This is a genomic window from Candidatus Ornithobacterium hominis (assembly GCF_900538215.1).
Taxonomy (GTDB): domain Bacteria; phylum Bacteroidota; class Bacteroidia; order Flavobacteriales; family Weeksellaceae; genus Ornithobacterium; species Ornithobacterium hominis.
In genome coordinates this window covers 302139-317104 of record NZ_UNSD01000002.1, presented here as the reverse complement: position 1 = coordinate 317104, position 14966 = coordinate 302139, and the positions used below count along the sequence as shown (strand labels likewise).

Annotated in this window: 13 protein-coding genes; 4 read left to right on the top strand and 9 right to left on the bottom strand. The window is 36.7% G+C overall.

All coding sequences use genetic code 11. The features are described 5' to 3' along the window. Positions 1–3 precede the first annotated feature (3 nt). From D5J18_RS01685 to D5J18_RS01670, 4 genes are read right to left on the bottom strand one after another with little or no spacing between them, the layout of a single operon-like run. Complete coding sequence (locus tag D5J18_RS01685) at positions 4–1008, bottom strand: vWA domain-containing protein (RefSeq protein ID WP_119057286.1); 1005 nt, start codon at positions 1006–1008, stop codon at positions 4–6. A gap of 16 nt (positions 1009–1024) precedes the next feature. After that, positions 1025–1963, bottom strand: a complete 939-nt coding sequence (locus tag D5J18_RS01680) for a hypothetical protein (protein ID WP_119057285.1) — start codon at positions 1961–1963, stop codon at positions 1025–1027. Continuing rightward, positions 1960–2832, bottom strand: a complete 873-nt coding sequence (locus tag D5J18_RS01675; RefSeq protein ID WP_119057284.1) for a DUF58 domain-containing protein — start codon at positions 2830–2832, stop codon at positions 1960–1962. The genes D5J18_RS01680 and D5J18_RS01675 overlap by 4 nt, the downstream gene beginning before the upstream one ends. A 30-nt stretch (positions 2833–2862) precedes the next feature. Beyond that, on the bottom strand, positions 2863–3858 hold the full coding sequence (locus D5J18_RS01670; RefSeq protein ID WP_119057283.1) for an AAA family ATPase: 996 nt from the start codon (positions 3856–3858) through the stop codon (positions 2863–2865). 205 nt (positions 3859–4063) lie between these two features. Between D5J18_RS01670 and D5J18_RS01665 the strand changes: the two genes are divergently transcribed. The 4 genes from D5J18_RS01665 (at position 4064) to D5J18_RS01650 (ending at position 7552) form a co-directional block, all read left to right on the top strand. Next, positions 4064–4810: a pyridoxine 5'-phosphate synthase gene (locus D5J18_RS01665; RefSeq protein ID WP_119057282.1), complete on the top strand. Its 747-nt coding sequence runs from the start codon at positions 4064–4066 to the stop codon at positions 4808–4810. Beyond that, positions 4800–5576, top strand: a complete 777-nt coding sequence (locus D5J18_RS01660; protein WP_119057600.1) for an alpha/beta fold hydrolase — start codon at positions 4800–4802, stop codon at positions 5574–5576. The genes D5J18_RS01665 and D5J18_RS01660 overlap by 11 nt, the downstream gene beginning before the upstream one ends. Before the next feature lie 4 nt (positions 5577–5580). Then, on the top strand, positions 5581–5937 hold the full coding sequence (gene folB / locus D5J18_RS01655) for a dihydroneopterin aldolase (protein WP_119057281.1): 357 nt from the start codon (positions 5581–5583) through the stop codon (positions 5935–5937). A gap of 271 nt (positions 5938–6208) precedes the next feature. Beyond that, positions 6209–7552 carry a UDP-N-acetylmuramate--L-alanine ligase gene (locus D5J18_RS01650; protein WP_119057280.1) on the top strand — a complete coding sequence of 448 codons (1344 nt, stop codon included), beginning with the start codon at positions 6209–6211 and terminating at the stop codon, positions 7550–7552. Between the two features lie 202 nt (positions 7553–7754). Here the strand turns inward: D5J18_RS01650 and D5J18_RS01645 are convergent, their stop codons facing one another. From D5J18_RS01645 to D5J18_RS01625, 5 genes are all read right to left on the bottom strand, one after another. Continuing rightward, complete coding sequence (locus tag D5J18_RS01645; RefSeq protein WP_119057279.1) at positions 7755–9257, bottom strand: DUF3843 family protein; 1503 nt, start codon at positions 9255–9257, stop codon at positions 7755–7757. 43 nt (positions 9258–9300) lie between these two features. Continuing rightward, positions 9301–10593 (bottom strand): tyrosine--tRNA ligase, encoded by a 1293-nt coding sequence (gene tyrS, locus D5J18_RS01640; protein ID WP_119057278.1) that lies wholly within the window; start codon positions 10591–10593, stop codon positions 9301–9303. 253 nt (positions 10594–10846) lie between these two features. Further along, the gene (locus D5J18_RS01635) at positions 10847–13165 is read right to left on the bottom strand and encodes a penicillin-binding protein 1A (RefSeq protein WP_119057277.1); all 2319 of its coding nucleotides are present in this window, start codon (positions 13163–13165) and stop codon (positions 10847–10849) included. Continuing rightward, a complete protein-coding gene (locus tag D5J18_RS01630) occupies positions 13155–13637 on the bottom strand; it encodes a gliding motility lipoprotein GldH (RefSeq protein ID WP_119057276.1) in 483 nt (160 codons plus the stop codon). Before D5J18_RS01630 ends, D5J18_RS01635 begins: the two co-directional genes overlap by 11 nt. Further along, positions 13634–14803, bottom strand: coding sequence for a PSP1 domain-containing protein (locus D5J18_RS01625; protein ID WP_119057275.1), 1170 nt, complete (start codon positions 14801–14803; stop codon positions 13634–13636). Before D5J18_RS01625 ends, D5J18_RS01630 begins: the two co-directional genes overlap by 4 nt. Between the last annotated feature and the right edge of the window lie 163 nt (positions 14804–14966).

Genomic DNA, 14966 nt, shown 5'->3' with positions numbered 1-14966 from the left:
TCATTAGTTTATAGATTTAAAAAAATAAGTTCGAGAAAAAATTTCTATAAATAATAAGATAATCGCCCAAATCAAAAAAGTGCGAAAATGCTCAGTGTAGTTATAATATTTTATCTCATTGATTTCTGTTTTTTCCAATTGATTAATTTCATTATAAATTGATTCTAATTTTTGATTGTCTGTCGCCCGAAAATAAGCCCCGTTAGTTTCCTGAGCAATGTATTGCAGCAAACTTTCATCTAATTGAAAAAGTGACTGAGGCCAGTCTTCGTAGCCCAATGGTAGCGGGATGTAACCTTTTGTTCCAATGCCAATGGTGTAAACCTTTATGTTTTTATCCTTGGCTATTTTTGCAGCATTTTCTGGGCTGATGTAAATTTGAGTATTCCCATATTCTACTGGGCTTTCTCCACCATCTGTTATCAGCAAGACGACTTTACTTTTTGCCTTACTATGCTCAAGGTGATTGATGGCAGTAGCCAAGCCAAGGCCAATGGCTGTGCCAGGTTCTAGCTCTTCCAATTGCAAATTGAGCAATTGATGAGTCAACACACCTCTATCAGAAGTTAAAGGAACTTTTGTTACCGCCTCGCCTGAGTAAACGACTAAGCCTATTCGGTCGCTGATTCTTTGATTTACAAAAGTTGTTGCTACATTTTGTAAAGCTGCAATTCGGTTGGGTTTTAAATCACGTGCCAGCATACTTAGCGATAAATCTACCACCATCATAATGTCTACACCTTCAGTTGATTTCACTTGCGTACTGATGTCTACTTTTCGAGGGCGAGCAAAAGCAATTACCATGAGTGCTAATGCCAACATACGTAAGCTAAATAAAAAAGAATCAACGTGCTTTAAGTAGCTAGAAGTTTGCTGAAAACTTTTGAGTGAAGGCATTTTCACAGCATTAGTTAGTCGATTTTTATTAGCCAGTCGGTAAAAAATAAACAACGGGATGCTTAATAAAAGTAATAAAAACCACGGCTGGGCAAACTCAAGGCTTTGCATAAATCTTTTTATTAAATTAAATATGATTTGGTACTTTTTCTTCTACAATCGGGCGGGTATGATGAATGATTTTTTCAATCCACTCTCGGTAATTTTCACTTTTCACTATTTCAATTGATTTTTTAGCAAACTTTACCTGATCTGCATCAGCCAAAAATTGTTTTAATTTTTCACTTTCCTCTTGGCTTATTAATTCTTGATAAAACATATACGCTGGTAAATCTTCTTTGAGCAAAGCCAAAGCTTCAAATTCATAGCGACGCGCAAAATACTGGCGAATGATGAAAGATAAATCAGAATAATAGGCGTAAAAATTTTCATTCCTCAAATATTGTTGTTGGTCTAATTTATCTAAAGCAAGCATAGCTTCCTCATACGGAGACAAAATAATATTATCGTTGTATCTTTTTCTTCTCAACTCTCGCAAATATAAAATGATAATGAGAAGAATGACTAGCAATATAATTCCGCCAAAGACCATATACCACAGGTATTTTTTATTTTTCTCCCACCACGTGATATTTTCATCAAAAATAGATTTGATGGGGTAAATTTGCTGATGAATCGTATCTACTGGAATATCAATAATTTCTAAATATTGTGTTTCCGAATAAATTGTATCACCATTGATGGCAATTGGCAAGGAATTTACAATAAATTTTCCAGGGTCAAATCCTGTGAGTGTTAGCCGATGAATAAGATTAAGATTATTGCCACGCTGTAGCGTGTCTGTATCTGTTTTGGTGATGAGTAAATAATTATTGAGAGAATCGCCCACCTGTGGTAAATTCACTTGATGGCGAGCATCTGTGGTGATGGCGATAGCCAAACTAGCCGTATCACCTATCAGAATTTGTTTTGGCTCTAGATGCGTTTGGATTTGAGCTTGAAGCAATCCGAGAGAGAAACCCCAAAAAAATAAAGCCTTAAAAAATTTTACCAAAAAATTCATCATGTGGTGTGGTGATGTTTAAAATAATGTAATAATTTTTTGATATAATCATCATCAGTTTTGATAGAAAGAGAATCCGCACCAGCTGTATTAAAATTATTTTTAAACTGAATTCTTACTTTTTCATAAAAAACTTTATGTTGGTTTCTCACATTTTTGGAGCTAGTATTCACAATTTGCAAGGCTCCCGTTTCTACATCTCTGAACTGAACGATGCCAATATCAGGCAAAATTTCTTCCTTTTCATCATACACGCGGATACCAGTAATATCATGTTGACGAGCAGCTGCATTTAGACTTTTAGCATAATTAATTTCGGTAAAATCAGAAAGAATAAACACAATACTTTTTCTTTTTTGCGTTTGGAGCAAAAATTTTAAAGCCTTATTTAAATTGGTTTGAGCATTTTTAGGCTCAAATTCTATCAATTCCCGAATGATTCTTAAGGCATGAAAACGACCTTTTGCTGGTGGTAAAAACAATTCCACTTCATCAGAAAACAAAATTAAACCCACCTTATCATTATTTCCCAAGGCAGAGAAAGCTAAACTTGCACAAATCTCTGCTACGGTTTCTTTTTTTAACTGCTTACGCGTTCCAAAATTTTGGCTGGCGCTGATGTCAACCAGCAATATTAGAGATAATTCCCTTTCTTCTTCAAAAGTTTTAACATAAGGTTGAGAATATTGTGCTGTTTTATTCCAATCAATACTACGTACATCATCGCCTATAGCGTAAGGCCTAACTTCAGAAAAAGTCATGCCTCTTCCTTTAAACGAACTATGGTATTCGCCCAAAAACAAATTATTGGTTCGTCTTTTAATCTTAATTTCAATTTGGCGAACTTTTTTAAGCAATTCCTTGGTATCCATTTTCAGGAGATTTATAACAGGATTTCGAGTTTAAGGCAGAGCGACACGCTGTGTAATTTTATCAATAATCATATCTGCCGTCACATTTTCAGCCTCAGCTTCGTAGGTAATTCCAATTCTATGGCGTAGAACCTCTTTTATCACTGCACGCACATCTTCAGGAATCACAAAACCTCTACGCTGTAGAAAAGCTTGAGCCCGTGCCGCTTTTGCCAAATTGATGCTTCCCCGTGGCGAAGTCCCAAACCGAATGAAATCACTCAAATCTGGTAACTGAAAATCTTTGGGATAGCGAGTTGCAGCAACGATATCCAGAATATATTGTTCAATTTTTTCATCCATGTAAATTTCTTTCACCAAGGTGCGCGCAGCCAAAATCTTCCCTGAATCGATGATGGCATTCATCCGAGGGAAACTCTCATTGATGCTATTGCGCATAATTTGCCGTTCAGCCTCATAGTTGGGGTAAGAAATTACAGCTTTGAGCATAAAACGATCCATTTGTGCCTCTGGCAGCGGATATGTACCCTCTTGGTCCACAGGATTTTGCGTTGCCATTACAAGAAATGGCTCTACCAATTGGTAAGACTCATCACCTATTGTAACTTGTTTTTCTTGCATTGCCTCCAGTAGAGCCGATTGTACTTTAGCTGGGGCCCGGTTAATTTCATCAGCCAGTAGAAAATTAGTAAAAATAGGACCTTTCTTGATTTGGAAATCATTTTCTTTGGCATTAAAAATCAATGTACCAATCACATCAGCAGGCAAAAGATCTGGCGTGAATTGAATACGAGAAAACTGACCATGCACACCTTCAGACAAAGTTTTTATAGCCAAAGTTTTCGCCAATCCTGGTACGCCTTCCAATAAAATGTGGCCATTGCTCAGAAGCCCAATCAAAAGACTTTCAACCATTTTTTCTTGCCCGAAGATGATAGATTTCATTTGGCGAGAAAGCTCATCAAAATCTTGACTGATAATTTGAATTTTTTCTGCGGTTTGTTTGATTTGATCTGCAGACGACATATTAAATTTTAGGTTTAAACAAATCAAATTTCATGAAATTTTAAATAAATTACCTAAGAAATTAAAGAAGTATTGCGTTAAATAGTGTTAAGTGAATTATTTAAGCCCTTAGAAAAATTAAAAAACTCTTCAAAAAGAATAAATTTTTGAAGGCTTAAAAAATTTGAGGAAATTTGCAGTAATACCTCATAAAGCTAAATCTAGAATGAAAACAAAACTCAGTGTAAATATAAACAAAATTGCAACACTTAGAAACGCCCGCGGCGGCAATGAACCCAACGTTATAGAAGCAGCACTTAATTGTGAAAAGTTTGGAGCACAAGGCATTACCGTACACCCACGCCCTGACGAAAGACACATCCGTTACCAAGACGTTTACGAGCTCAAAGAAGTCCTCACCACAGAATTCAACATCGAAGGAAAACCCATTGATGAATTTATGAAAATGGTACTCGAGGTAAAACCCACACAAGTGACTCTGGTGCCCGATGCCGAAAATGCCATAACCTCTAATGCTGGCTGGGATACCGAGAAACACCAAGATTATTTAACAGAAATCATCACCGAACTCAAGCGAAATAAAATCCGCACTAGTATCTTTCTTGACCCCCGGCCAGAACTGATCGAGTCAGTCGCCGCCACGGGCACCGACCGCATTGAACTCTACACAGAATCCTTCGCCACGCACTATGCCCAAGGAGACAAAACCGAGGTAGAGATGTACAAAGCCACCGCACTTTTTGCTCAAGAAGCAGGCCTAGAGGTAAACGCTGGTCACGATTTGAGCTTGGATAATATTCAATATTTAATTTCAGAAATTCCCTTTTTGGCAGAAGTCTCCATCGGGCATGCCCTGATTTCTGAAGCTTTGTATTTAGGTTTAGAAAACACCATCCAACGCTACTTGAGAAAAATTGAATTAGGCTACAAAAATGCAAAAAATGAGCAATAATATTTTATTCAGCAAAATAGTGGGCAACAGCGAAAAACATTTGCTGATTCTCCACGGATTATTTGGGCAATTAGACAACTGGGGAACGCTGGGCAATCGATTTGCAGAGAACTTCACCGTTCATTTATTAGACGCCAGAAACCACGGGCGCAGCTTCCATTCCGCCGAGATGAGCCATGAGCTGATGGCAGAAGACTTGCTAAATTATATCGAAACCCAAAAGATTGATTCAGTCGATTTAATAGGACATTCGCTTGGGGGGAAAGCCGCCATGTATTTTGCACTAGAACATCCCACAAAGCTCAAGCACCTCTTGGTAGCTGACATTGCTCCCAAAGCCTATGCACCGCATCATTTAGAAATTATTAAAGCCTTGAAAAATCTTGATTTTTCTCAGATAGAACGCCGCAGCGATGCCGACGACCAACTGAAAGCTTTGATAAAAAATGCCGCCGTAAGACAATTTTTACTCAAAAGTTTAAATCGGAAAAAGAACGGAATCTATGAACTAAGATTTAATCTTGATGCTTTGAGTAAGAATTACAACGAATTGATAGGGCAGAACTTGCCTGATAAAAAATTTGAAGGGGAAACACTATTTTTGGGAGGGGAAAACTCCAGTTATATCGAGAAAGGTGATGAAATATTGATTCATCGCTATTTTCCCAGAGCAGAAATCAAGCAAATCCAAGAAGCAGGCCACTGGTTACATGCCGAGAAGCCTGATGAATTTTATGAAATTTCGATGAATTTTTTTAAGCCTTAAAAAAATGTTTAAAATAGAAATTAAAAATATAGAAGTTTATGCTTACCACGGCGTTTTACCCGAAGAAAACATCATCGGAGCCACCTATCAAATCGATGTTGCAGTGTGGACAAATGCCGAGATGGCAGCAAAAACTGATGAGGTAAAAAATACCATTAGCTATGCTGATTTGAATGCTATTATTTTAGAAGAAATGAAAATTCAAGCGAAATTATTAGAGCATTTATGTTATCGGATGGCGTGCAAAATTCATGAGGAATTTTCTTCGATTCAGAAGATTGAACTGACAGTAAGGAAGTTAGCACCGCCGATGCCTGGCAAAATGGATTATGCTGCGGTGACTTACATCAAAAATTTTTAATAGAAAAACTCCCGTTCATAGGAACGGGAGCAAAATTCTAACACATGAGGACAAAATACTAATTCTGTGTACTTTGCTATATATGTGAATCAAATGATGTACCATAAGAGATTAAATAAATTTAAATAAATTCAAAGGAGTAATAAACTATTGTTAAATTAAAATTCTTATTCTTCCTAAGTTTCCACTAAATTTAGAAATCTTTTAAGGCTTAAAAAAATCATTTTAGAAGCCTCATAAAATTCATTATTTTTGGTTGAAATAATAGTGTATGAAAAAAATTCATTTTATCGCCATAGGAGGAAGTGCGATGCATAATTTAGCCATTTCTCTCCACGAAAAAGGATATAAAATCACAGGTTCTGATGATTCTTTGTTTGAACCCTCAAAATCTCGCCTCGAGCAGCGCAACATTGCACCCAAAGAAATAGGCTGGTTTGAGGAAAACATTACCCCCGATTTAGATGCAGTGATTCTTGGCATGCATGCCCACGCAGATAATCCTGAGCTTCAGAGAGCTAAAGAATTAAACATTCCGATTTATTCATATCCTGAATTTCTTTATGAGCAATCCAAAAATCAGACGCGTGTAGTCATTGGCGGTTCGCACGGGAAAACAACAATCACCTCAATGATTTTGCATGTTTTGCACTACCACGAGAGGAAAGAGAATTACATGGTCGGTGCACAGCTAGAGGGATTTGATGTGATGGTTCGCCTGCAAGATGATGCCGATTTTATGATAATGGAAGGCGATGAATACCTTTCTTCTACCATCGACAGACGACCTAAATTCCTACTTTACCAGCCCAATATTGCCTTAATTAGCGGGATAGCTTGGGATCATATAAATGTTTTCCCTACGTTTGAAAATTACGTGCAGCAATTCCGAGACTTTGTCGCTAGCATTACCAACGGCGGCATTTTGATTTACAATGCAGAGGACTTTGAAGTTCAGAAAGTGATAAATCAGAGTGAAAATCCAATTCGTAAAATTCCATATAAAACACCAAAATATGCGGTAAAAGATGGCAAAACTTATTTGCAAACGCCATTTGGTGAGATTCCATTGAAAATTTTTGGCCAGCATAATTTGAGTAATTTAGAGGGAGCTAGAACGCTTTGTAATCACCTAGGCATAATGGATGAGGATTTTTACGATGCAATTCAAAGCTTTGGCGGAGCAGCAAAAAGATTAGAGAAAATCAAAGAAGAAAACGGCAAAATCGTATTCAAAGATTATGCACATTCGCCCAGCAAAGTAAAATCTACGGCTAAAGCTGTAAGAGAACAATTCCCCGACAAAAAAATCATTGCTTGCCAGGAATTGCATACCTACAGCTCGCTCAATCGTGATTTTATAGACCAGTACAAAAATGCGCTAGACCCAGCAGATGAAAAAATAGTTTATTATAGCGAAGATGCCTTGCGGATAAAACGCCGAGAACCCATCCCGCCAGCAGAAATCAAGCAAGCTTTTGGCGATGAAAGCATTCAAGTTTTTACTAACCCTGAAGATTTAAAAGAATATTTATTTCAGTTGAATAGAGAAGATGCTGTTCTGCTAATGATGAGCAGCGGCAACTACGGCGGGTTAGATTTAAAGAGCCTTTAGAGAAATTCAGACGCTAGAAAAAAACAAGACTTCAGGAAAACTTTGCCAAAGATTATTTAATCCAACTTTGGCAAAGTTTTTCTTCATCATTACTTCTATTGCTTTGTGGAACTATTTTGTGAATGCTTTGGAATAAATAGAAAACAGATCTACCCTTCACAGCCACTTCACAACCAACTAATTAGCACAAATCGCAAAATATTTACTGATGATGGCGATTAGGTTTAAAGAATCTCAGCAAGAAATCTTGGTCTTGCGGATTGTAAGCATTTAATTCAGAATCAAAGGAGAAATTATTTTTCAAAGCCTTAAATAATTCTCCAGAAATTTCTTCGCTCATCATCAATTTCAGTAGAAAATCACCATTTTTTTCTATAAAAAACGGATTATTTTCAATTTCTAAACCTTCGGGAAGATTAAAATAAAACTCTAAACCTTCTTTCTCGTTATAGAAAATTAAAAAATTACGAACTTTTTCTTTCAAATTAACTTGCTGCAACATTTGCTGAACTTGCGCTTGGTTAATCTCGTGGTGTTTTTCTACCTCAGCATAGAAATCATTGATGAAATCAATCGCTGAAGAAACATCAGCTAAATGGAAAAAGGAATGCGAAGCCTGTTGCTTAAAATAATTTTTCTCCCAAGCCAGACGATTTTTTCGATTTTCAATTTCCACTTCTGTTTCAAATAGATGTGCCGATGGAAATTCATTTCTATACGCATCAGCAATTTTTTCATCAAACGTATTGACCCAAAGAATCCCAGTGATGACATATTCCCCTTCCCAACGGCAAATCCCAGCGCTAAACAAAGCATTGGGTGGCAATTTTTTTGCCTCAGTAAAGTTATCACCCGCCAAAGTTACTATTTTGCCTGAAACTAAATGCTCTACTTTTAAATTTTTTCCGTCCAGCTCAATGAAGCGAAAAACATTCTGTTGATTTTCTGAGAGATTTTTTAAGGCTTTAGAAAATTCAGCATTTTCACCATTCATTGCGGCAGCCCACTCGCAGCTGCGCAAGCCGAGAAGTTTGGTTTTTTGATTGATGGTGTAGTAATCTCTGAAACTTTTATAACGCTGAAAACCTGCTTGCGAGGAATCTTGCATCAATGGCTGACTTTTGAAATGAAAATCAACCGCTGTATCGTATTTGAGCAAGAAACTTTTTACCAAAAGTTTATCAAAGAAATAACGTACTTCATCAAAATTATGTTCATCTTTTATACTAAAATAAGTTTTTAACGCCGTATTTTCTGGAGCAAATTCATACGATTCATCTAAGATTTCAAAAACAGCTTGAGCGATTTGAGTAAAACTTTCATTTTTGGGATTGAACAAAAAATCTTGCTTGGGTAAATTGAAAAAATACCAAACTAAAAATTGAACATCATCTAAATTTATATCATCTGCAGAATTTTCAGCTTCAAAAAAGGGTAAATTTTTACTGTAAAGATCTTGGTTTAAATTTTTAAAGCCTTTAAAAATCTCCGTTTGTGAGATAAAATCTTCAAAATAAGAAGTTAAAAAAACAGCCAAATCTCGGAGGTCTTCCGTTTCTAAATGCTCTAAAATCAAATGTTGCGAGCGGATTTCAAATAACTTTTCTTGAATTTGATTTGCCAAATTCATGTAAAAAATATCTGCTGTTCCTTCTTTCGTATAGGGCTGATATGCTAACCAATCTTTGATGTATAACTTCTTCATTTTCAAGTTCTAAATTTTTTTTTAAGGCTTAAATAATTTTGGATTAATCTACGATTAAAACAAAATAATTCTTCTTACCTCGCTGTAGGAGAATGTATTTCCCGTTGATTAAATTCTCTTCGCTCAGGCTAAAATATTCTCCAACTTTATCTTTATTGACAGAAATAGAATTCTGCTCGATGGCTCGGCGCGCTTCACCTTTTGATTTTAGAAATTCAGTTTTAGTTGAAAGAATTTCTAAGAAATCATCTTGCAGTTCATTGCGAGAAATTTGACTTTGCGGGACGCCCTCAAACACGGCCAAAAAGCTTGTTTCGTCCAATTGCTTTAGGTCTGCAGAAGTTGAGTTCCCAAAGAGAATTTGGCTGGCTTTTTGAGCTTTATGGAGTTCATCTTCGCCATGCACAAGTTTTGTAACTTCTTCTGCAAGCGTTTTTTGCAAAATTCTTTTGTGTGGTTCTTCTTGGTGAGCGTCAGCTAATTTTTGAATGCTTTCTTGGTCTAAGAAGGTGTAATATTTCATGAATTTTTCGGCATCTTCATCTGCAACGTTTAGCCAAAATTGGTAGAATTTATAAACGCTTGTTTTATCAGCATCAAGCCAAATATTTCCGCCTTCAGATTTTCCAAATTTAGAACCGTCAGCCTTGGTTACGAGCGGACAAGTCAAGGCAAATGCCTCCGTTTTACCTTCGGCCATTCGGCGGATGAGTTCGGTTCCCGTCGTCATATTCCCCCACTGGTCGCTACCGCCCATTTGCATTTTGATGCCTTTCTCTTGGTAGAGATGATAAAAATCATAGCCCTGAATCAGTTGATAGGTAAATTCGGTGAAAGACATTCCCACACCGCTATCGCTAGAGAGTCTTTTTTTTACTGAATCTTTGGACATCATATAGTTGACTGTGATTCTTTTTCCTATGTTTCGAGCAAAATCAATGAATGAAAAATCTTTCATCCAATCATAATTATTTACGAGTTCGGGTGCATTCTCTGCTGTGCTTTCAAAATTGATGAAGCGAGATAAAACGCGTTTGATCCCCGCCACATTTTTAGCCAAAGTTTCTTCGTCTAGCAGGTTTCTTTCGTCAGACTTTCCGGTGGGGTCACCAATCATGCCTGTAGCTCCGCCAACAAGTGCAACTGGCTTATGACCAGCCTGTTGAAAACGCATGAGCAAAATAATAGGAACCAAACTCCCGATGTGCAGGGAATCCGCTGTGGGGTCAAAACCGATGTATGCTTTGGTAGATTCGCTTTTGAGTTGCTCTTCTAATCCTGGGGTGCAGTCTTGAATCATTCCTCGCCAACGTAAATCTGCTAAAAAATCTTTCATGGAGTATAAGTTTAAATACTGAAAAGTACAAAAATAAAAAATTAACCCGTAGTGCATTACTAGACGAGATTTATTTTTAGGTTATTAATATTTCTTTGGAATATAAATTTATTGAGTTACTTTTTTATTTTGATTTTCCAAATGCACAATGAGTGAAATTAGTCCATTTCTACGAAAATGTGTATGTATTGCTCTAATGTTTTATGAATTTACAATATTTTTTCAAAATTTTTAAAGGCTTATTAAATATTTATTATTCAAAAGAAATCGTATCATTGCTTGAGGACAAGATTTCATTTACTGACTTCTCTCTTGACTGAGTTTTCTGAGGTTGTTGATAATTTCCAATATTTCCGAAGTCATAAAATCCGCTATTTACCGAGCTACAATCCCATTTTCTCTCTATGTCCTCTGGTTTTTCAAATTTATCTTTTTGTGAAATGCCAAATTCTTTCCCTTCTTTATAGACTTTTTGCATAAAATATGCCCAAATGGGTAATGCCATTTTGGCTCCTTGTGAGTGCCAACCTGGGAAGTGAGCTGCACGGTCTTCATTCCCCACCCAAACGCCTGTAACCAAGTTTGGAGTAAGACCGATGTACCAGGAGTCTGAGCCAGCATTCGTTGTTCCAGTCTTACCACCTACTTCTCCTGTTATACCATACCTTCTCACGCCAGAAGCTGTTCCTTTTTCTACAACGCCTTCGAGCAAATCTATCATGGTAAAGGCAACTTCTTCACTTAATACTTCTCTAGTTTCTGGCTCAAAATCTTTAATGATTTTTCCATTTTTATCTTCGATAGACAGAATAAATTCTGGTTTGATGTAAATTCCTCCGTTTGCAAAGGTGCTAAAAGCTCCTACCATTTCATACAAAGTTATATCTGAGGAGCCTAGAGCTATTGTAAGATTATTGGGTATTGGAGATTTTATTCCTAAATCTTTAGCGAGTTGTATCACGGCCTCAGGTCCACTTTCTGAAATTAATCTTGCAGAAATCACGTTAACAGAATGTGCTAAGCCATCTCTCAGAGAAAGGGATCCACCATAGCGGCCATTGGCATTTTTGGGCTCCCAGCTCCCACTTTTGAATCGTTCATTAGATACTTGATGGCAAGGTGAGTAGTTCATTTGGTGAATAGCAGTGGCGTAAACAAAAGGTTTGAATGTAGAACCGACTTGCCGACGAGCTTGTTTCACATGGTCATATTTGAAATAATCCCAATCAATGCCTCCTACCCAGGCTTTGATTGTTCCGTCTTTTGGGTTCATTGCCATCAGTCCTGCTTCTATGATATGTTTATGGTAAATAATGCTATCCATCCAAGATTTATTTTTTCTATATTCTTTTCCTTCCCATGTGAAAAACTGAACAGATTCTCTTGGTTTATAAAACTCTTCACGAATTTTTTCCTCATCAATTCCTTGTGCATGCATGTTTTTATAGACTTCTGTTCGGCGCATTGCTGCTTCTAGGATTTCTTTTCGTTTGGCTGAAGAAATGTCATAAAATGGAGCTAAAGAACGTCCTTTCTGAACTTGGAAGAATAATTTTTGCTCATTGGCCAAATGTTCTTTTATTGACTGCTCGGCCATCTTTTGCATGCGAGAATCGATAGATGTATAGATTTTTAACCCATCACGGTATAAGTCATAGTGAACGCCAAATTTGTCTGCAAATTTCTCAAAATAATCTTCGAGCTCCTTTCGCATCGTGTATTTAAAGTAAGCAGAATACGTTTCTTTAATGCTACTTTTCAGCATTTTGAAGTTGATTCCTAGTGGTTTTTCACTGTATTGGGAAAACTCCTGTGGATTTAGAAAGCCATATTTCAGCATTTGTCTTAAGACTATGTTTCTTTCATTTTTAGCACGTTCAGGATGGTCTACAGGGTTATAATAAACAGGATTTTTTAGCATGGCAATTAGCATTGCAGCTTCATCCACATCTAGATCTTGAACATTTTTCTGAAAATAGGTTTGTGCCGCTGCTTCTACCCCATTGGCTCTGTAAATAAAGTCAAATTTATTGAGATACATCGCTATAATCTCCTCTTTGGTATAGCGCTGCTCTAGCTGTGTTGCGACCACCCATTCTTTCAACTTCTGCTTTACTGCTTCTAATTTATCTTTAGAGCGTTTGATGGTAAACAGCTGCTTAGCTAATTGCTGTGTTATCGTGCTGCCTCCCCCTTGCTGTCCGCCAGCAAAAACTGCTCTTAGAACGGCTTCTCCATCGATACCAGAATGCTCATTAAAACGCACATCTTCTCTTGCATACAAAGCCTTAACCATATGCTCTGGTATATCTTTAAAGTTAACAGGAATTCGCTGTTCTTTCTCAAATTTATCCATCAAAATACCATCTGACGAATAGATTTCTGAAGCAACATTAATATCTGGATTTTCCAGTTGCTCTACATCTGGTAATGGCCCCAGCATTCCTTCTGAAACGCTATATAGAATCCCTGCGATACCTAAAACACTGGCAATTAATAAACCCCAAAATAAGGCAATCAAACGCCAAACCCATGGATTTTTCTTCTTGGTTTTATTCTTATTATTTGTCATTTTTTATTTCATCTATCAGTAAGCTTACACCTTCTATTCCTTTTAATTTTTCGTCTCGCATCCCATGGGTGATTTGAATTTGATAATCTCCAGAGTCACGCAATGCTATGGAACTTTTATACACCAATTTATTCTGTTTCACAGCTCCCATCCCATCGCCCAGCCATTCTCCGCTAGCCTTAGCTAGTTGGTATTCTAGTGTATCTATTTTTTCTTCTCCTTTAGGGGTCTTTAGTTTTGTTAACAAATATATATTCCTATATGGATATTCATTATTATTTCTCAAAATAAAAAAGATATTATACTGATTTCTCATTTGATTCCCCAAAAATTCAAATTTGACGGTATCATTTAGCATCCATTCAGAATTAATATTTTTACTATTCTTATAGAAATTCTCTTTTTCTTCACAACTTTGGCAAGAAAAAAAACAAAAAACAAAAATTATGAAAATCAGTTTTTTAGTCCTCATTTTTCTGTTTTTTTAGAGTTTATTTGCTTTCCTTTTTTGGGGAAACTCTTATTTTTTCTCTTCTGATTTCTTTTCTTCTTTTTTGTTTCAAAGCGATTGAGCGAATTCTCCTGAATTATATCTTTGAAGATTGTTTCCCCCGCATTTTTATCTTTATGTAAATCTTCTAGAGGTTCTATTTTTTCTCCTTTTTTATTCCGTGAAACAAATTGATTCACCTCATCACAATCAAATTTATACCACGTTACGTTATCTGATTTTATATAACTGAGCCATATTTCTTTCTTGAAAACATCTATCTTCACAATGCTTGCTTTCCCTCGCTCACTCTCAATTAGTGTTTCTGATTTGGGGAAATCTTTTAATGCGTCTAAATAAGAATCTAACTCGTAATTTAAACAACATTTCAACTTACCACATTGTCCTGCAATTTTTTGCGGATTGATTGACAGCTGCTGGTATCTCGCTGCATTGGTGCTTACAGAGCGAAAATCTGTTAACCAAGTAGAGCAGCAAAGTTCTCGCCCACAAGAGCCTATTCCGCCTAATTTTGCGGCTTCCTGTCGGTAACCAATTTGGCGCATTTCTATTCGGCATTTGAACGCTGATGCAAAATCACGAATTAATTGACGAAAATCTACTCTATCTTCACTCGTATAGTAAAATGTAGCTTTTCCCCCATCGCCCTGATATTCCACGTCAGATATTTTCATATCCAGTCCTGTTTCTCTAGCGATTCGCCTAGCATCCAGCATCATTTGTGATTCTTTTTGGCGATTTTCTTGCCATATATCAATATCCCTTTGGTTCGCCACTCGGTAGATTTGTGCCAAACGCTCAGGTTTATTTATTTTTTTGATTCGCATTTGAATTCTAGCCAGTTCCCCCTTTAGGGTAACTATGCCGATATCATGCCCAGGGTTTGTCTCCACTGCTACTACATCGCCGATCTGAAGCGGAATATTATTTTTATTATGGAAAAACTCTTTTCTCTCATTTTTAAAACGAACTTCTACATAAGGAAATTTCAAATCCTCTGTAGGCTGCTCCAAACCTGATAACCAATCAAAAACGTGCAACTTCCCACAGCCACTCGTGCCGCATTGCCCGTTGTTTTTACATCCTTTTGGTAAACCACCACTGTTCCCACATCCTGTACATCCCATACGTTATTTTAATATAGCTACAAAAATAGCAAATTATCTTACACAAAATTTCAATAAAAATTAACTACCTAATTTACAGTGTCTCAGATATAAATCATATCTCTAGAATTAAAATATTTTGTTTTTAATGTTAAATTTACGCAGCGTGAAAATTAACCCCACA